The sequence below is a fragment of the Pseudomonas sp. 14P_5.3_Bac1 genome (assembly GCF_025466135.1).
Classification (GTDB): domain Bacteria; phylum Pseudomonadota; class Gammaproteobacteria; order Pseudomonadales; family Pseudomonadaceae; genus Aquipseudomonas.
On sequence record NZ_JANLOF010000057.1, the window covers coordinates 169,500 to 186,524 of the forward strand.

Annotated in this window: 14 protein-coding genes and 1 other RNA gene; 4 read left to right on the top strand and 11 right to left on the bottom strand. The window is 60.6% G+C overall.

Features of this window, described 5'->3' with window-relative positions; all coding sequences use genetic code 11:
• The first annotated feature begins 51 nt into the window (after positions 1–51).
• Both NTD89_RS14655 and NTD89_RS14660 read left to right on the top strand, forming a co-directional pair.
• A complete protein-coding gene (locus NTD89_RS14655) occupies positions 52–819 on the top strand; it encodes a substrate-binding periplasmic protein (protein WP_262208369.1) in 768 nt (255 codons plus the stop codon).
• Between the two features lie 55 nt (positions 820–874).
• Positions 875–1,246: a VOC family protein gene (locus NTD89_RS14660; RefSeq protein ID WP_262208371.1), complete on the top strand. Its 372-nt coding sequence runs from the start codon at positions 875–877 to the stop codon at positions 1,244–1,246.
• Here the strand turns inward: NTD89_RS14660 and NTD89_RS14665 are convergent.
• On the bottom strand, positions 1,160–2,119 hold the full coding sequence (locus NTD89_RS14665; RefSeq protein ID WP_262208372.1) for a DMT family transporter: 960 nt from the start codon (positions 2,117–2,119) through the stop codon (positions 1,160–1,162). The genes NTD89_RS14660 and NTD89_RS14665 overlap by 87 nt on opposite strands.
• Before the next feature lie 101 nt (positions 2,120–2,220).
• On the opposite strand from NTD89_RS14665, the gene NTD89_RS14670 reads away from it, so the two are divergent.
• Positions 2,221–3,084, top strand: a complete 864-nt coding sequence (locus NTD89_RS14670) for a LysR family transcriptional regulator (RefSeq protein WP_262208373.1) — start codon at positions 2,221–2,223, stop codon at positions 3,082–3,084.
• A 59-nt stretch (positions 3,085–3,143) separates the two neighbouring features.
• Positions 3,144–4,046 (top strand): DUF2167 domain-containing protein, encoded by a 903-nt coding sequence (locus tag NTD89_RS14675; protein ID WP_262208375.1) that lies wholly within the window; start codon positions 3,144–3,146, stop codon positions 4,044–4,046.
• A gap of 56 nt (positions 4,047–4,102) precedes the next feature.
• Here the strand turns inward: NTD89_RS14675 and NTD89_RS14680 are convergent, their stop codons facing one another.
• From NTD89_RS14680 to NTD89_RS14725, 10 genes are all read right to left on the bottom strand, one after another.
• Positions 4,103–4,414: a hypothetical protein gene (locus NTD89_RS14680; protein ID WP_262208376.1), complete on the bottom strand. Its 312-nt coding sequence runs from the start codon at positions 4,412–4,414 to the stop codon at positions 4,103–4,105.
• A gap of 75 nt (positions 4,415–4,489) precedes the next feature.
• Positions 4,490–5,080 carry a hypothetical protein gene (locus NTD89_RS14685; protein ID WP_145159080.1) on the bottom strand — a complete coding sequence of 197 codons (591 nt, stop codon included), beginning with the start codon at positions 5,078–5,080 and terminating at the stop codon, positions 4,490–4,492.
• Between the two features lies 1 nt (position 5,081).
• Positions 5,082–6,128: an N-acetylmuramidase family protein gene (locus tag NTD89_RS14690; protein ID WP_262208377.1), complete on the bottom strand. Its 1,047-nt coding sequence runs from the start codon at positions 6,126–6,128 to the stop codon at positions 5,082–5,084.
• Positions 6,129–6,284: 156 nt separating this feature from the next.
• Positions 6,285–7,286 (bottom strand): N-acetylmuramidase family protein, encoded by a 1,002-nt coding sequence (locus NTD89_RS14695; RefSeq protein WP_262208378.1) that lies wholly within the window; start codon positions 7,284–7,286, stop codon positions 6,285–6,287.
• 217 nt (positions 7,287–7,503) lie between these two features.
• An RNA gene (gene ffs / locus NTD89_RS14700) (signal recognition particle sRNA small type) lies at positions 7,504–7,600 on the bottom strand.
• A 115-nt stretch (positions 7,601–7,715) separates the two neighbouring features.
• Entirely contained in the window at positions 7,716–8,879 is a 1,164-nt protein-coding gene (locus tag NTD89_RS14705; protein WP_242195860.1) for a putative zinc-binding metallopeptidase, read from the bottom strand.
• A gap of 139 nt (positions 8,880–9,018) precedes the next feature.
• Positions 9,019–11,385: an NAD-dependent DNA ligase LigA gene (gene ligA / locus NTD89_RS14710; RefSeq protein ID WP_262208379.1), complete on the bottom strand. Its 2,367-nt coding sequence runs from the start codon at positions 11,383–11,385 to the stop codon at positions 9,019–9,021.
• An 87-nt stretch (positions 11,386–11,472) separates the two neighbouring features.
• Entirely contained in the window at positions 11,473–12,336 is an 864-nt protein-coding gene (gene zipA / locus NTD89_RS14715) for a cell division protein ZipA (protein WP_034119293.1), read from the bottom strand.
• 285 nt (positions 12,337–12,621) lie between these two features.
• The gene (gene smc / locus NTD89_RS14720) at positions 12,622–16,110 is read right to left on the bottom strand and encodes a chromosome segregation protein SMC (RefSeq protein WP_262208380.1); all 3,489 of its coding nucleotides are present in this window, start codon (positions 16,108–16,110) and stop codon (positions 12,622–12,624) included.
• A gap of 2 nt (positions 16,111–16,112) precedes the next feature.
• Positions 16,113–16,772: a GntR family transcriptional regulator gene (locus NTD89_RS14725; RefSeq protein ID WP_145159092.1), complete on the bottom strand. Its 660-nt coding sequence runs from the start codon at positions 16,770–16,772 to the stop codon at positions 16,113–16,115.
• Positions 16,773–17,025 lie beyond the last annotated feature (253 nt).

The window sequence follows — 17,025 nt, forward strand, 5'->3', positions numbered from 1 at the left end:
CTGACTAAGCTCTGCTCAATGGGCCCGCAAAGGCCTGAACCCGGAGAGTGTATGCGCGTAGTCCTGGGCGCCTTATGGATGATTTCCCTTGCCAGCCTCGCGGCGCCTGCGCCGTTGCGTTTCTCGGTTTCCGACAGCTGGGCGATGCCGATGGCCCAGGTGGAGGACAGCCAGCCCACTCAGGGCATTTTGTATGACTTGATGTTAAGCCTGGCCACCCAGGTCGGGCGCCCGGCCGAGTTTCACGTGCTGGCGCGGGCACGCATCGCCAACGCCATGGCGCATGGCGACATTGATGTGCGCTGTTATGTCGCCCAGGCCTGGGTCGACAGCCTGTCCGGCGACTACACCTGGAGCGTGCCACTGATGGTGCAACGCAATGTGCTGGTAAGCCGCCACGCGACGCCGCAGCCTGCAGAAGTCGGCACGCTGACGCCTCAGCCGATCGGCACGGTGCTCAACTACCGCTACGCCGTCCTCGACCCGCTGTTTGCCACTGGCCAGCTCACCCGCGACGATTCGCGCAGCGAAGCCTTGGTGCTGCAAAAGCTGGTCGCCGGGCGTTTTGAATACGCCGTGATTAACGAATGGATACTCGAACGCTTCAATTTGGACCTGCCGCCGAACCAGCGGCTGCAAAAGATCGCGATCATCGACGAGCAAAGCCTGGGTTGCATCGTGCGCAACGACCCGAACGTGCCGGTACAGCGGATCTTGCGTACGCTGCTGCGGATGAAGATGTCGGGGGAAATCGACGACATCATCAACCTGTACACCGGCGAAGGTGAGCGGTCACCGCTCACTCCTGACAAGAACTGACAGGGCATCCCTCTAGACTGGGCGCACTTGAACGCCCATTCCCAAGGAGCCTGCAATGCACACCGTCGCCCATTACTTCCTGCTCTACGTCGACAGCCCGGCCACCAGTGCCAACTTTTATAGCCGCCTGCTGGATAAGCCGCCGGTTGAACTGAACCCCACCTTTGCCCTGTTCATCCTCGACAACGGCGTAAAGCTGGGGCTGTGGTCGCGCCACACGGTGGAGCCTGCGGCCAAGATGACCGGCGGCGGCGGTGAGGTGGGCTTTTCCCTGCCAGACCAGGCCGCCGTAGACGCCCTGCACGCTCAGTGGGTGGCGCGCGGCGCAACCATCATTCAGTCACCGACCCCTATGGATTTCGGCTACACCTTTGTCGCCCAGGACCTCGATGGCCACCGGCTGCGCGCGTTCTGCATGAGCGACTGACCGCCAGCGGCCCTCCAGGCTGATGGCCGCCACGCTGGCCAGCACCATCACACCGCCCAGCATCACCTGCACGGCAATGTGCTCGCCCAGCAGCGTCGCGGCCATCACCATGGCGACCGGCGGGATCAGGTACATCGCCACCGACGCTCGGCTGACCTCGACGTGCTTCAACACATAGGCCCAGGCGAGGTACGCCAGGGCGCTGGGGAAAATGCCGAGGATCAGCACCGCGAGGTTTTCCGCCAGCGGTGCCTGCTCCACGGCATTGGCCAGGCCTGGCAGGTTCACGCACAGCATCAGGGTGCCCGCCCACACCATGTAACACGCCATGGTCAGCGGGCTGTAGCGATGGGCATAGTGTTTCTGGATGGCGAAATACACGCTCCATGACACCGCCGCCAGCACAATCAGCAAACCGCGCGGGTCAATATCGCCCACGCCATGATCGCCCCAGATCACCACCAGCACGCCAAGCAAGCCCAGCAACACACAACCCCAGCGCCAGGCACTGACGCGCTCTTTCAAACACAAACACGCGATCAGCACACTGAACAGTGGCGCCGACTGCGCCAGCACGCTCGACGCCGCCGCCGTCACCCATTGCTGCCCATAATTGAGGCTGGTGTGGTGCAAAAACACGCCGAAGAACCCCAGCACCAGTAACCACGGCAGGTCGCGCAAACGCGGCCGGCCAATGCCTACCGCCAATGCCACACCGGCCATGAACACCGACGCAATCAGAAATCGCAGCAACGCCAACTGGCCGGGGCTGTAGCTGTGCAACCCCATGTGCACGCCAATCGGCGAATAGGCCCAACAGAGGATGACGCCAGAGATGACTAGCGTAAGCTTTGCGGGTGACGGGGTATTCATCGGTGGCGTCCGGCAACTGAGTAGGATGCCGTCAGTCTTGGCCCCGGCAAGGCGCGGGACAATTAAGCGTTTCTGACTTCTGAAATCACTGGAACTGAGCAATGGAACTGGCCCAACTGAAAATGGTGCGAGCCGTGGCGCAAACCGGCAGCGTGGCCCAGGCCGCCCTGCAATTGCATTGCGTGCCGTCCAACATCACCACGCGGATCAAGCAGTTGGAAAGCGAGTTGGGCACGCCCTTGTTTATCCGTGCCGGGCGCGGGCTGGCAATCAGTGCCGCCGGGGAAATATTCCTGGACTACTGCGAACGCATTCTGGCGCTGGTAGACGAATCCAAACGCGCGGTGGATGCCGACGCCATCCCCCGTGGCACCTTGCGCATCGGCGCGGTGGAGTCCAGCGCCAGCGGCCGCCTGCCGCCCTTGCTGGCGGAATACCATCGGCGCTACCCGGACGTCTCGCTCGAACTGGTCACCGGCGCCTGGGCGCAGTTGCTGGACGACTTGCAACACCATCGCCTCGATGTGGCGCTGGTAGCCTGTGGTGGCAAACGCGCCAAGCTTGAACACAGCGTGGTCTACAGCGAACGCCTGGTGCTGATCGCCAGCGCGTCCAGCGCCCCGATCACCAGCGCCCAGGACCTGGCCGGTCGTACGCTGCTGGTATGGCCAGCGGGCTGCCCGTATCGCGCGGCGCTGGAGAACTGGGTCAAACCGCATGCTTTCAAACCGAACATCGCCAGCTATGCCAGCTGGGGCACGATCATCGGTTGTGTCAGTGCGGGGATTGGCGTGGCGTTGGCACCGGAAGGCATCCTGGCCCGTTATGAGCAGGCCGATCAGCTGGCCTCCTACCGGTTTGAAGAACTGCAGGCCGTGGACAACCTACTGTTCTGGCACAAGGACACCCAGCGGCATTTGGCACGGGACGCGTTTGCCGGGCTGCTGCGGGAGACTTTTGGCTGACCCGGGCAGCAAATTTCAGTATTCTTCCGCAAAATTAATTCAAAATGTAAGGGACTACCATGAATTACTTCCGCGTGTTGATAGCGGCGGCTGCACTGAGCCTGTCTGCCCTACCCGTCTTTGCTGCACCTGCGCCCGCGCCCGCCGACGCCAGCGCGCCGGCTGAAACGGCTGAACACTTCCTCGCCTCACTCAAGCAGAAGACCGGCACGGTCACGCTGCCCAGTGGCATTGCCACGCTCAAGCTCAACGACGAGTTCTACTACCTCGACCCCGCCGACACCGAGCGCCTGTTGACCGATGGCTGGGGCAACCCACCCGGCTTCAAAACCCTGGGCATGATCGTGCCAAAAGCAGTCAGCCCCTTGTCGGAACGCGGCTGGGGCGTGATCGTCAGCTACAAGGCTGACGGGCACGTTTCCGACGAGGATGCGGCAAAAATCGACTACGCCGAACTGCTCAAGCAAATGCAGGAAGAAGACGAGGAAGATAACCGGCAACGCCAGAAACAAGGCTACGCCGGCCTGCACCTGCTGGGCTGGGCTGAACCGCCGCGCTACGACGATACCACCCACAAAATGTACTGGGCCCGCGAGCTGAAAGCCGACGACGCCCAGCAAACCACCCTCAACTACAGCATCCGCGTGCTGGGCCGTGAAGGCGTGCTGGAACTCAACGCTGTCGCCGCCATGGCCGATCTGCCCACCATCAAGCAGGAAATGCCCAAGGTGTTGGCCTTTACCAACTTCACCGACGGCAACCTGTACACCGACTTCAACCCCAAGACCGACAAGCTGGCCACTTATGGCTTGGCGGCTCTGGTGGCCGGCGGGATAGCGGCCAAGGCCGGGTTGTTTGCCAAGATCGGCATCTTCCTGCTGGCGGCGAAGAAGTTCCTGGTGGTCGGCGTTGTGGCGCTGTTCGCTGTGATCCGCAAGCTGTTCAACCGTAACAAGGCCTGAACCCCGGGCATAAAAATGCCGCAACGTGCATGACACGTTGCGGCGCAGGGGTTGGCTCAGTGCTGCGCAGCAGGCTCTGGCTGCTGCGCGCCGGGGCACGGGTTGACGATCGCAAACTCATCCACAGCCGCCATCCCTGGTTTGTAGCCCGGCACCGTTACATAGCGCAGCACCCGATTGCCGGTGAGCTTCACAAATGAGCCCTCGATACCGGTGAACACCTTCTGCTGATGGCTCAACAGGTAATCGAAGATCTTGTCCTTCATCGGGACGTTGATTGCGCCACGCGGCGTGATCGGGGCAAGCATGAAGGCATCATCGTGGGTAAACACGTAGAAGGTTTCGGGTTTGCCGCGCCCCTGCGTCACTTTTGCGCACATTACCTCATCGACGCGCAGGGTCCTGACCGGCAGGTAGGACTTGTCCTGGTAGAGGGTCGCGTCTCAGCTTTTGGGCGCAGTCAGGCGGCTGTATTGATCCTGGCGGATCCAGCCGGTGAACGAGCGGTCCTTGGCATTGGTGAATTCAACCTGGGCCCAGCCGTCCTTGAAAGCCAGTACGCCGACCACATCGTCCTTGACGATATACGGACGCTTGCCCGCGCTTTCGCCAGGGGTTTTGAGCAGGTAAGCCTTGTCGGCAGTGACCGTCACCAGGCCGATCCACTGTTTGCTGGCGGTTTGGGTCAGGTCCAGCCCGGTGGCGATTTCCGGCATCAGCACGCTGAGGCAACCGGGGTGCTGGCGGCCTTGTTCCACGGTCAGCGTCACGCCGTCGGACGAGGCCGTCACGCTGCCAGGGTAGGCGTCGTCGACCCAGGTCGTCAGCGCTTCGGGCGCGCCTTGCAGGTAAAACGTACAGGTGCGGGTTACGCCCTCACCCAACGCTTCCGAATAGAAACCTTCGACTTGATGCTCAGGGGTGACCGCCAGCATCAGCCCTTCGTACTTGCCTGAGTGCAAGGCTGTTTCGTCTGCACATGCAGGCGCGATAGCGCACAACGACAAAACACCCACTGCCAGAAAACGCATCATCTTATTTCTTCCCTTCCAGTGCTTCGTAGGCCTTCTTGATACGGCGGTCATAGTCGCCGTAATCCTCGCCGTTATAGTTGCGCGCCATGGCCACGTAGTCTTTGTCTTTCATGGCTTTGATCAACGCCGGGCTTTTGCTGCAAAAACCGAGGAACGCCTTTAATTGGTTGCCGGCATTGATCTTCAATGCCGCGGCAAATTCGAACACGGTCTTGTAACCACAGGAGGCGTAGTTGAACCCCATGATCTGGAACATACCCCAGGACGCCGACATCAAGGCCGCTTCCTGATCCAGCGCAAACGCGGTGGCCATGGTTTCCCAGGCCTTGGCCTGGTCCTTGTTGTTGACTTGCCACTGCGGCCCGGCCTTCCTCACGTAGACATACGACAGCAGTGGATGTGCCTGGTCGTAGATGTGCTTGGTGTACTTGCGAAACAGGTGCCCTTCAAAAGCGATCACCGGCAGCTGGGCCGGCCCGAAACCGGAACGCCCGCCGGACTCCACAGTGGCGAACGCCTTGATGATATTCACCGAAATACCGCTGCCCAACTGCGTGGCGGCGTTCTGGAAGTCGGTTTCGGTGAGCGTCATGCCGCCGTCGCACGTGGGCTGGAGCATCAATTGCCGGTTGCGTCGCTCGGCCTCGATCATCGCACGCATGCGGTCCAGGTACACATTGACCGTGGCCTGCACCGCATCGCCGTTGTTATTGCCGAACGCGTTGAGAAAACTTGGAATGCGCATCGTCGGAAACGCCTTCACCGGCACTTTCACCGCCTCTTCGATCAGGCTGTTGAACGTACGACCGGTGGGGTCGATCACCCCATCGGGGTGCGCGTATTTAAGGTGGCGAAACTGATACTGGCTGATGCACTGCACCAACTGGCCGTCGCACTTGCCGTTTTCGGCCAGCGGAAACCCCATCTTGGGAATGATCAAATTGAATAAATACTGGATGCACTGAACATCGGCAGGCAAGTTGCGCGCTTTACCGGGCGCGCCCACCGAAGCACTGATAAGACGGGGCAACCCTTGCAGGCTTTTCATCACTGACATCCTTGTAAGTTAAAGAAGTGCTGGCACTTCAATATCAATGCAGCGCTCTTGTTACACCTCGAAACAAGTGGCTGGCGGAAACTAACAAGATGGTTTTGGGTTGTCCAGTGGGCGCTTTGCACGTTGTGAAACAACCGTCATGCACGGCTACTTTTTCCTCTCCAGCGCCTCAAAGGCTTTCTGGATTCGCTTGTCGTAATCACCATAATCCGCCCCGTTGTATTGGGCAGCCATGCCCGCGAAGTCCTTGTTCTTCATGGCCTTGAACAAGGCCGGGTTCTTGCGGCAAAAACCGACGAACGCCATCAGCTGCTGGCCGGCGTTGAGTTTCATCGCGCTGACGAAATCGAAGACGCTCTTGTAACCGCAGGCGGCGAAGTTGAAGCCCATGATCTGAAACATGCCGTACGACGCCGACATCAACGCCGCTTCCTGATTTAACTTGAACGCATCGGCCAGGGTCTGCCACGCCACCGCCTGGGTTTTGTTGTTGGCTTTCCATTGCGGGCCGGCTTTTTCCCGGTAGGGGTATGACAGGAGGGAATAGGCCTTGTCGTACTTCTGCTGGGTGTATTTGCGAAAGATGTGACCTTCATACGCGATCACCGGCATCTGGGCGGGACCGAAGCCGGATCGCCCACCAGATTCCACAGTGGCGAACGCCTTGATGATGTTCACCGAGATACCGCTGCCCAGCGCTGTCGCGGCGCTTTGAAAGTCAGCATCGGTCAGCGTCACACGTCCATCACAGGTGGCTTTTGTAACCCAATGCAGTGTGTCTGGTTGGGCCGGGGCAAGCACCGGAGGGCGTGGCGGGGTTGGGGCGACAGCGGCACTGGCCGAGTCGTTGGCCGGGGTCACGGGAGTTGCCTTGCGCGCGTCTTCGAGCAGGGCGCTGAACGTTCGGCCTGCCGGGTCAATCACGCCGTCGGGTGTGGCGACCTTGAGACGATTGGATTGATAGTCCTTGATACGCTGGACCAGCAGCGGGCCGCACTTGCCATCCACCAGCAAAGGCGAAGCGGGTTTGGCGGTGATCAGGTTGAATAGATTCTGAATGGATCGAACATCATCGGAATCATTACGGGCCTTGCCGGGGGTGCCGACGGAACCACTGATACGACTGGGTAAACCTTGGAGGCTGTGCATGGCAATCATCCTTTCTGATTGAAGGAGTGCCATCACTTCTTTACTACTCCAGCACCACGGTCATTTTTTGAAAAAAACCCATGATTTACGCTAGCAGACGGTCGAAGGTTGTCCAGCAAAAAGCCGTCATGGCTGCGCACTACAGATGGGCAGATGACTGAAGAAACGTTTTTTGATTTGAAACAGAGGGGGTTGCGGGGGAGCGTTATGGAGGCAACCCCACCAGCCACACCCCGGCACACAATGTTCCCGCTGTGGCTGCTGCCTTCCGGCTCTGACCAGGTTCACGGGTAATCGTTGCGGGGGGACCGATGGGGTCACCATAACGACGCTCGCCTCTCGGCAAGCCGCGCCATTGTACCGATCTCATCGGAAGTTACAACCGTTGGTTCAGGATTAAAAAATCAAGGGGCTCAAGCACTTGTGCCGCTACAGAATCACGGCTTCATCTGCCCTGCCGCCCTCTTCCTGGATGACCAAGTGAATAAAGTGCAGCTTGGCGATCACCGCCGGCGGCAGCACAAAGGGATAAAAATCCGGCTGGCCCATGCTGCGCGACAGTTCGTTGAGCATGCCGGCCAGTTCAATCCAGGCGTTGACGAACGACAGGAACGCCGTACCGCCTGGGTGTTCGGGGTCGTAAAGGGTGCTGAGGGGAAACGGCTGGTAATCCAGGTCCATCTCGCGGGCACTCATGCCAAAGCCCAGGGCGGTGTCGACGGCGTCCATCATGTGCAGGTAATGGGCCCAGGTTTCGGCCCAGTCTTCCCAAGGGTGCATGGTGGCGTAGGCGCTGACGCAGGTTTGCTGCCAGTCGGGGCGCGGGCCGTTCTGGTAATGATGGTCGAGTGCATCGGCGTAGCTGGCGCGTTCGTCGCCGAACAAGGCGCGAAAAGGTTCAAGCCAGTGGGTATCGGCGATCAGGCGGTCCCAGTAGTAATGGCCGACCTCATGGCGAAAGTGGCCAAGCAGCGTGCGGTAAGGCTCGCGCATTTGTACGCGAACTTTCTCACGGTGGGCGTCGTCGGCTTCCTTGATGTCGAGGGTAATCAGACCGTTGGCGTGGCCCGTCATCGGAGCATTGCCTTCCAGATCGACGCCGACGAAGTCGAAGGCCAGGCCGTTGTCTTCATCGACGCTCTTGGGCACCACGTTCAGGCCGAGGCTGATCAGTTGCGCCACCAAACGGTGCTTGGCAGTTTCGACCTTGCGCCAGCGTTCGGCGTTTTCCGCGATCGACAGGTCGGGAATGGTGCGGTTCAGACTGCACGCCACGCACAGCGGCGCCGTACTGTGCGCCGGGATCAGCCAGTTGCAGGCCGCGGGAGTGTCGAGGTTGGCACAGCGCCGGAAGGCGCCGGCGTCAAGGTTGTCGTCCTGCAGCCAGGTCCCGACAACCGGGCCCGGCTGTAAGGACGATACGCGGCTTTGCTGCGGCTGATAACCGAGCAGCGCCTGGCAAGCGAGGCACTGGCTGTTGCGAAAGAACAGCGATTGGCCACAGCGGCACTGCCACACCTTGCTGTTACGAGATGCGCCCGCCGTGAACGGTGCTGCGATGCGTGAACTGAGTTGCTCGAAGTAGCGGAACATGGCGATCTCTCTATGGGTGACCAAGACTAGATCATTTCCCGTGAGAGATCGTTCCACTGGTGAGGGGGCTGCTGCGCAGGCCGACGCGGGGCAAGCCCGCTCGCCACAATAAGCAGCAGCTCATTCCCCGCACGCGCCGTCAGACCGTGATGTTGTGCTTGGCCAGGAATGCCACGAACGCTTCTTCGTCCAACACCTTCAAGCCCAGCTCGCTGGCCTTGGCCAATTTCGAGCCAGCGCCCGGCCCGGCCACCACACAGTGGGTTTTCGCCGAGACCGAACCGGCCACCTTGGCGCCGAGGCTTTCGAGTTTGTCTTTGGCCACATCGCGGCTCATCAGCTCCAGCGAACCGGTGAGCACCCAGGTGTGCCCTGCTTCGGGCAAGCCTTCGACGACCTTCTTCTCGCTCTGCCAGTGCATGCCGAAGTCCTTGAGCTGCTGCTCGATGGCCAGGGCGTGGTTGGCGTTTTCCTGGATATCGAAAAACTCCCGAACGGTCTTGGTTTGTTTCTCGGGCAGTACTTGGCGGATATCGAACCAGGGAGCCTCGATCAACTTTTCAAGAGACTCGAATTTGTCGGCCAACTTTTGCGCAGCGCCCGGTCCAACCGAAGGAATATGTAGTTTGTCCAGAAAGCCACCGAATGTAGTACTGGCGGCGAACTCGGCACTCAGGTCGCCCTGATCCTGCAGTTGCAGGCCGCATTGCTCCGGCGACAACAGCGCGCCAATCACCTTCTGGTTATGGCTGTCTTCAAAGAAGCTGTGAATCTCGTGCGCCACTTCCAGGCCCACGTCGGGCAGGTACGTCAGCACTTCCGGCAAGGCCTTCTGCACACGCTCCAGAGACGCCAGGGAGCGCGCCAGCACCTTGGCGGTCTCCTCGCCCACATCCGGGATGCCCAAGGCGTAGATAAAGCGCGCCAGGGTTGGGGTCTTGCTGTTTTCGATAGCGGTGATCAGCTTCTTGCTGGAAATATCGGCAAAGCCTTCCAGGTCGATGATCTGCTCGTACTTGAGCTTGTAAAGGTCGGCCGGCGAACCGATGAGTTTTTCATCCACCAACTGCTCGATGGTCTTGTCGCCCAGGCCGTCGATGTCCATGGCCCGGCGCGAGACAAAATGGATAATCGCCTGCTTGAGCTGCGCGCCACAGGCCAGGCGCCCGACGCAGCGGTACACCGCGCCTTCGCTGACGGTTTCCTTGCCCTTGCTGCGCTTGACCAGTTGCGTGCGCTCCACGTGGGAGCCACACACCGGGCAGCTTTCGGGGACCTGCACCGCGCGGGCGTTTTCCGGGCGGCGTTCGGTGACCACCGAGACGACTTGCGGGATCACGTCACCGGCGCGGCGGATGATCACCGTATCGCCGATCATCAGGCCCAGGCGCGCGACTTCATCCATGTTGTGCAAGGTGGCGTTGGACACGGTCACACCCGCGACCTTGACCGGCTTGAGGCGCGCAACGGGCGTGACGGCGCCGGTCCGACCGACCTGAAATTCGACGTCGAGCAATTCAGTCAGCTCTTCCATGGCCGGGAATTTATGCGCGATGGCCCAGCGCGGTTCACGCGCGCGAAAACCCAGTTCACGTTGGGCAGCAATGCTGTTGACCTTGAACACCACGCCATCGATTTCATAACCCAGGCTGTTACGCCGCTCGCCGATATCGCGGTAGTAGTCCAGGCATTCCTGGATACCCTTGGCCAACTTAAGCTCGTGGCTGATCGGCATGCCCCACTTCTGCAACTGCTTCAAGTTGCCGATGTGGGTGTCGCTGATGTCTGCGGTGACCTGGCCAATGCCATAGCAGCAGAACTCCAGCGGGCGGCTGGCGGTAATCTTCGAGTCCAACTGGCGCAGGCTGCCAGCCGCCGCGTTGCGCGGGTTGGCGAAGGTCTTGCCGCCGACTTCCAGCTGCGAGGCGTTCAAGCGCTCGAAACCGGCCTTGGACATGAACACTTCGCCGCGCACTTCCAGGGTCGCCGGCCAGCCGCTGCCGTGCAGCTTCAGCGGGATATTGCGCACAGTGCGCACGTTGACGCTGATGTCTTCGCCCGTCGTGCCATCGCCACGGGTGGCGCCGCGTACCAGTTCACCGTCTTGATACAGCAGGCTGACCGCCAGGCCATCCAGTTTGGGCTCACAGCTGTATTCCACCGCCGCGCCGCCGCCAAACAGATCGCCCACCGGCAGGTCGAGGCCTTCGGTGACCCGGCGATCAAACTCGAGCATGGTGGTTTCGTCAAAGGCGTTACCGAGGCTGAGCATCGGTATTTCGTGCTTCACCTGAGTGAACGCCGACAACGCCGTACTGCCGACCCGCTGCGTCGGTGAATCACGCGTGACCAAATCCGGATGCTCGGCTTCCAGGGCTTTGAGCTCGTGGAACAGCCGGTCGTACTCGGCGTCCGGAATGCTCGGCTCGTCGAGCACGTGGTAACGGTAATTGTGCTGATCCAGCTCAGCGCGCAATTGGAGGATGCGGGTATGGGCGGCGGTCATGGGTGTTCTCTCAGAAAGCAAAAGAGCAGCCGAAGCTGCTCAATATGTTAGTGCGCTTATTCTACTGACAACGCTGAAGACCAATCCTCAGCGTTTCTGTGTCAGGGCGCGACGCTCGAACTCGACGATGCGCTGACGGTAGTGTTCGATGGTCTGGGCGGTCAGGACGCTGCGTTGGTCGTCCTTGAGCTCACCGTTGAGTTCCTGAGACAGCTTGCGGGCCGCGGCCACCATCACGTCGAACGCTTGTTTGGGGTGACGCGGGCCTGGCAGGCCAAGGAAGAAGCTCACCGCCGGGGTGCTGAACAGGTCGATATCGTCCAGATCGAAGGTGCCCGGCTTGACCGCGTTGGCCATGGAGAACAGCACTTCGCCGTTACCGGCCATGCTTTCGTGACGGTGGAAAATATCCATCTCGCCAAACCGCAAGCCGCTTTCCAGGATGTTCTGCAACAGCGCCGGGCCTTTGAAACCGGCGGCGTCGCGGCAGATCACGCTGATCACCAAGACTTCTTCAGCGGCCGGCTGGTCATTGACCGACTGACGTGGCGCGCTTTTGGTCGGGGTCTCGTCAGGGAAATCGTCATCACGGCTGCTGAAGCTCGGACCATCATCGACGTCAAGGTTCAGGTCGCCCTGATGCGGCTCGGCAACAGCGGCGCTGCCGCGTTTGCCACGCTTGGAAGAGGGTTCACGGGCTTCACGTACCGGCGCGCTCATCGACGGCAAGTCGTGTTCGTCCAGTTGCGGCTCTTTATGGGTATCCAGCACGCGAGGCGGCCCCAGCAGTTCGGCGCTGCCATCATCGTCAGGCAAGTTGGACAGGTTGCGGTCCAGACGGAACTTGAGCTTGCCCTTGCCACCGCGCATGCGGCGCCAGCCATCAAAAAGAATACCGGCAATGACAATAATGCCGATGACGATCAGCCACTCGCGCAGACCGATTTCCATGTAATCCCGTGCCTCTAATAAAAAATGCTGAAAAATAAGGGGTTTAGCAACATCCAAACCGCTTTAAAACGTGGCGCCAACTCTATGTTCTGACTGACGTTTTGCCCACGCATACGAGGAATTGACAATAAACTAGCACGACCTTCGATAACTTTACACAGTTGGCGCGAAATGTGTCGATTTGCCATGTTTGGGCCACATGAAAGATCGCTTGCGCCAGCCGCCAACTGTGAGCTTCAAGCTGCAAGCTCTAAGCCTCAAACACGTGTAACCAGCAACTCGCCGCTAAGCATCCACCAGCGCCATCGCTTCTTCGACATCCACCGCAACCAAACGCGAACAACCGGGTTCGTGCATCGTTACACCCATCAATTGATCGGCCATTTCCATGGCGATCTTGTTGTGGGTGATATAGATGAACTGCACGGTCTGGGACATCTCTTTAACCAACCGAGCGTAGCGTCCAACGTTAGCGTCATCCAGCGGGGCGTCAACTTCGTCGAGCATGCAAAACGGCGCCGGGTTCAACTTGAAGATCGCAAATACCAGCGCCAATGCCGTCAGTGCCTTTTCGCCACCGGACAACAAATGGATGGTGCTGTTCTTCTTGCCCGGAGGCCGCGCCATGATCGTCACCCCTGTATCGAGTAGATCTTCGCCCGTCAGTTCCAAGTAAGCGCTGCCACCACCGAAAACTTTCGGGAATAACGCCTGTAAACCGCCATTAATCTGATCAAAGGTATCTTTGAAGCGATTACGGGTTTCCTTGTCGATCTTGCGGATCACATTTTCCAAAGTGTCCAGGGCTTCCACCAGATCGGCGTCCTGGGCATCCAGATAACGTTTGCGCTCGGACTGCTGCTGATACTCGTCGATGGCTGCGAGGTTGATCGCGCCGAGTCGCTGAATACGCGCAGCAATCCGTTCAAGTTCTTCTTCGGCATCTTTCTCGTTGGCCTGGGCGGTCAACGTATTAAGCACGCCGTGCAGGTCATAGCCGTCTTCCAGCAACTGGTCCTGCAGGGTCTTGCGGCGAACCGTCAGGGCCTGCCATTCCATGCGCTGCTGTTCGAGCTGGCCGCGAATCAACTGCGATTGCTGCTCGGCCTGGGTCCGGCGTTTTTCCGCATCGCGCAGTTCGCGGTCGGCGTCTTCCAGGGCGATTTGCGCAGTCTTGAGTTCTTCGTCGACGGTCATGCGCTTGTCGAGCAATTCTTCGAGCTTGAGCCGCAACTCCTCCAGCGGCGCTTCGCCCTCCTCCAGGTTGAGGCTCAGTTGCTCGCGCTTTTCGGTGAGGCGTTCGGATTGCATCTCCAGGCGCTCAAGGGCCTGACGCGTGGACGCGTGCTGAGCCTGCAACGAACCGAGGCGCACCGCCAATTGGTGAGCGTGATCCTTGTGCTGGCGCGCTTCCTGACGCACGCGGTCAAGGCGTTCGCGCAGGCTGTCGCGCTGGGCCAGCAGCAGTTCGCGCTGCTCGGTGTCCAGCGCCATGCTGTCGAGGGCTTCCTGCAGTTGCAGGCGCGCCTCACCGATTTGTTCGTGCTCGAGGGCGCGTTGCTCGCCCATCTCCGCCACTTCTTCATCAAGACGGGTGCGGCGCAGGGTCAGTTGCTCGACCTTGGCCTTGCTCGCCGACAGTTGGGCCTTGAGTTCACCTTGCTGGCGCGCTTCGTCCTGCAACAGGCGGCGCAGGTGTTCGCGGCCGGTCTCTTGCTGGCGCTGGGTGGCGCGCAGGGTTTGCAGTTCGGTTTCCAGGCGTTCGAGAGTGGCTTCGCGTTCTTCGCGCTCGGCGCTCAGGTTGACGATTTCCTGGCCACGGGCCAATACGCCGCTTTCCGCTTCGCTGGCACGGCGTACGCGCAGGAAGTGGCGGCCCACCCAATAACCATCGCGGCTGATCAGGCTTTCGCCCGCGCCCAATTGGCCGCGCTGCGCCAGGGCTTGCTCCAGGGAATCCACCGGTTTGACCTGCCCCAGCCAGGGCGACAGGTCAATCGCCGCCTCGACCTTGTCCAGCAGACTGCCCGGCACGCGCGTGCCATCGGCCGCCGGGCTGAGCAAACGCAGATCGCCCTGAGTAAAGCCGGCCAGGTCGAAGCCACCAAAATCGTCGACCAGCACCGCCTGCAGGTCGGCGCCGAGCACGGTCTCTACCGCCAGCTCCCAACCCGCTTCAACTGTTAACCCTTCCGCCAGGCGCGGTCGCTCGGCCAAATGCTGGTCGCGCAGCCACTCGGCAGTGCCGGTGCCCGGGTCCAGCGCGGCTTGCTGCAAGGCCTCCAGCGACGCCAATCGGCCGTTCAGCCGCTGCAAATCGCCCTGGGCCTGCTGCTGCGACTGGGTCGCCTGTTGCAGTTGCTGACGCAATTGCTCCAGGCGCTCCACTTGTTGCTCTTCGCTGGCCTCCAGCTCTTCCAGCGTCATCTCGCTTTCGGCCAGTTGCTCGCTCAGTTCCATGATCGCCGCGTCTTCCGGGTCGGCGGCGAGCAACGCCCGCTCCTCCTGCACGCGGCGCTGGCGCTCGGCCAAACGCTCCATGCTGGTTTCCAGCTGCTGGATGCGCGACTGCTGCACCTCAGCCTGGCGGCGCGGCTCGGCGGATTGCAGGTTGAAAGCGTCCCACTGCTCCTGCCAGCCGTGCATGGTGGTTTCGGCTTCTTCCAGGGCGGCGGCGGCTTCTTCGGCGGCGGCGCTGGTGATTTCCTGCTCGGGGGTGAGCATGTCCAGCTCTTCGCCGAGGGTCAGCAGCAAGGTGCGGTCATGGCCCAGGTGCGATTCGGTCTCCAGGCGCGCGCGCTCGGCTTCCTTCAAATCATCTTGCAGTTGGCGCAGACGCTGCTGGCCATGCTGAATGCTCTGCTCGACCCGGGCGATGTCGCCACCCACCGAATAGAAGCGGCCCTGCACCAGATTGAAGCGCTCGGACAGGTCATGGTGACCGTCACGCAGGCGCTCGATGCTGGCGTCGGCATTGCGCTGTTCGGCCACCAGCGCTTCAAAGCTGATTTCCTGGGTGCCGATGATCGCTTCGCGCTGGCCGACCTGATCATTCAGCGCCTGCCAGCGCAAGGCCGAGAGTTGCGCCTTGAGCTGGCGTTCTTCGCCCTTGTATTCCTGATACTTCTCGGCGGCCTGGGCCTGGCGGTGCAGGCGCTCCAACTGGCGCTCCAGCTCTTCGCGCAGGTCGGTCAGGCGGGCGAGGTTTTCGTGGGTGCGGCGGATACGGTTTTCAGTCTCGCGGCGGCGCTCCTTGTACTTGGAGATGCCGGCTGCTTCTTCAATGAAATTACGCAGGTCTTCGGGCTTGGCTTCGATCAGCTTGGAGATCATGCCCTGCTCGATGATCGAGTAGCTGCGCGGGCCTAAGCCGGTGCCGAGGAAGATGTCGGTGATGTCCCGGCGCCGGCACTTGGTGCCGTTGAGGAAGTAGCTGTTCTGGCTGTCGCGCGTCACTTTGCGGCGAATGGAAATTTCCGCGTACGCCGCGTATTCGCCGATCAGGGTGCCGTCGGAGTTGTCGAACACCAGCTCGATGCTGGCCTGACTCACCGGTTTACGGCTGGTGGAGCCATTGAAGATGACGTCGGTCATCGACTCGCCGCGCAGGTTTTTTGCCGAACTCTCGCCCATCACCCAGCGAACGGCGTCGATGATGTTCGACTTGCCGCAGCCATTGGGCCCCACCACTGCCGCCATGTTACTGGGGAAGTTCACCGTGGTCGGGTCGACGAAGGATTTGAACCCCGCCAGTTTGATGCACTTGAGCCGCACGTTTAGGCGTCCGCCAACGCAGCGATGACCAATGAACAACTGCGCTGGCCGTAGGCGGACAGCACCAGGCGAATCTGCGCCAGGTCACGCGCCAGCACGGCGGCGAGCAGTTGCTCGAACAGCGCCAGGTACTCGCTCATGGACGCCTTGCGCTGATCCAGCGCCAGGTAATAGGCGCGGTTCATCGCCGGCTGCAGGTTCTCGACGGTTTCCTGCAAATACGGGTTGTTGGCAAAAGGGTACGCGGCGCGCATCACGTTGAAGCTTTCTTCGACGAAGGCGCGAATGTCCTGACGCTCAAAACTGTTCACCAGACGCTGCTGGATCTGCAGGAACGGCGTCATGTCGGCCTGCACCTTCCAGCCCTCGGCCACCGCGTTGCCGAGCAGGATGTACAACTCGCCCATCAGCGTGCACAGGCTCTGCACCTTGTGCGCGGTAAGCTCGGTGACGTGGGCGCCACGGCGCGGCAGGATCGCGATCAGGTGGCGGCGCTCGAGGATCAATAAGGCTTCACGCACGGAACCACGGCTGACATTGAGCGCCAGCGTAACTTTCTGTTCCTGGATCCGCTCCCCAGGCTTGAGATCGCCGCGAATGATACGTTCGGCGAGGTGGTGAGCAATTTGCTCGGCGAGACTGTCCGGCGCCTTGAACGTCATGTTTTCCCTTCAGAATCTTCTATCAGTACAAGCGCGGCAGTGTAGCGCATTGGCCCGCTGATGGCGCTACGCCCACGGTGGCGAATTTGGCATGAAATAAGCAGCGATGAAAACCCACAAGCCGCCAAAAACAACGGTTCCAGAAGACTGGACCATAATTGAAAGTGTTGTGACCGTAATTTCTTGACCTCCTGGTCAGAAAATCATTGACCGAAAAGTCAGACATGACTAGATTCGGCGCAAAGCGGTTAAC

Coding starts and splice junctions, on each gene's coding strand:
- NTD89_RS14660 (WP_262208371.1), top strand. CDS start 875: ATGCACACCGTCGCCCATTACTTCCTGCTCTACGTCGACAGCCCGGCC.
- NTD89_RS14655 (WP_262208369.1), top strand. CDS start 52: ATGCGCGTAGTCCTGGGCGCCTTATGGATGATTTCCCTTGCCAGCCTC.
- NTD89_RS14725 (WP_145159092.1), bottom strand. CDS start 16,772: ATGACGTTCAAGGCGCCGGACAGTCTCGCCGAGCAAATTGCTCACCAC.
- NTD89_RS14670 (WP_262208373.1), top strand. CDS start 2,221: ATGGAACTGGCCCAACTGAAAATGGTGCGAGCCGTGGCGCAAACCGGC.
- NTD89_RS14705 (WP_242195860.1), bottom strand. CDS start 8,879: ATGTTCCGCTACTTCGAGCAACTCAGTTCACGCATCGCAGCACCGTTC.
- NTD89_RS14675 (WP_262208375.1), top strand. CDS start 3,144: ATGAATTACTTCCGCGTGTTGATAGCGGCGGCTGCACTGAGCCTGTCT.
- NTD89_RS14690 (WP_262208377.1), bottom strand. CDS start 6,128: ATGAAAAGCCTGCAAGGGTTGCCCCGTCTTATCAGTGCTTCGGTGGGC.
- NTD89_RS14665 (WP_262208372.1), bottom strand. CDS start 2,119: ATGAATACCCCGTCACCCGCAAAGCTTACGCTAGTCATCTCTGGCGTC.
- ligA (WP_262208379.1), bottom strand. CDS start 11,385: ATGACCGCCGCCCATACCCGCATCCTCCAATTGCGCGCTGAGCTGGAT.
- zipA (WP_034119293.1), bottom strand. CDS start 12,336: ATGGAAATCGGTCTGCGCGAGTGGCTGATCGTCATCGGCATTATTGTC.
- NTD89_RS14685 (WP_145159080.1), bottom strand. CDS start 5,080: ATGATGCGTTTTCTGGCAGTGGGTGTTTTGTCGTTGTGCGCTATCGCG.
- NTD89_RS14695 (WP_262208378.1), bottom strand. CDS start 7,286: ATGCACAGCCTCCAAGGTTTACCCAGTCGTATCAGTGGTTCCGTCGGC.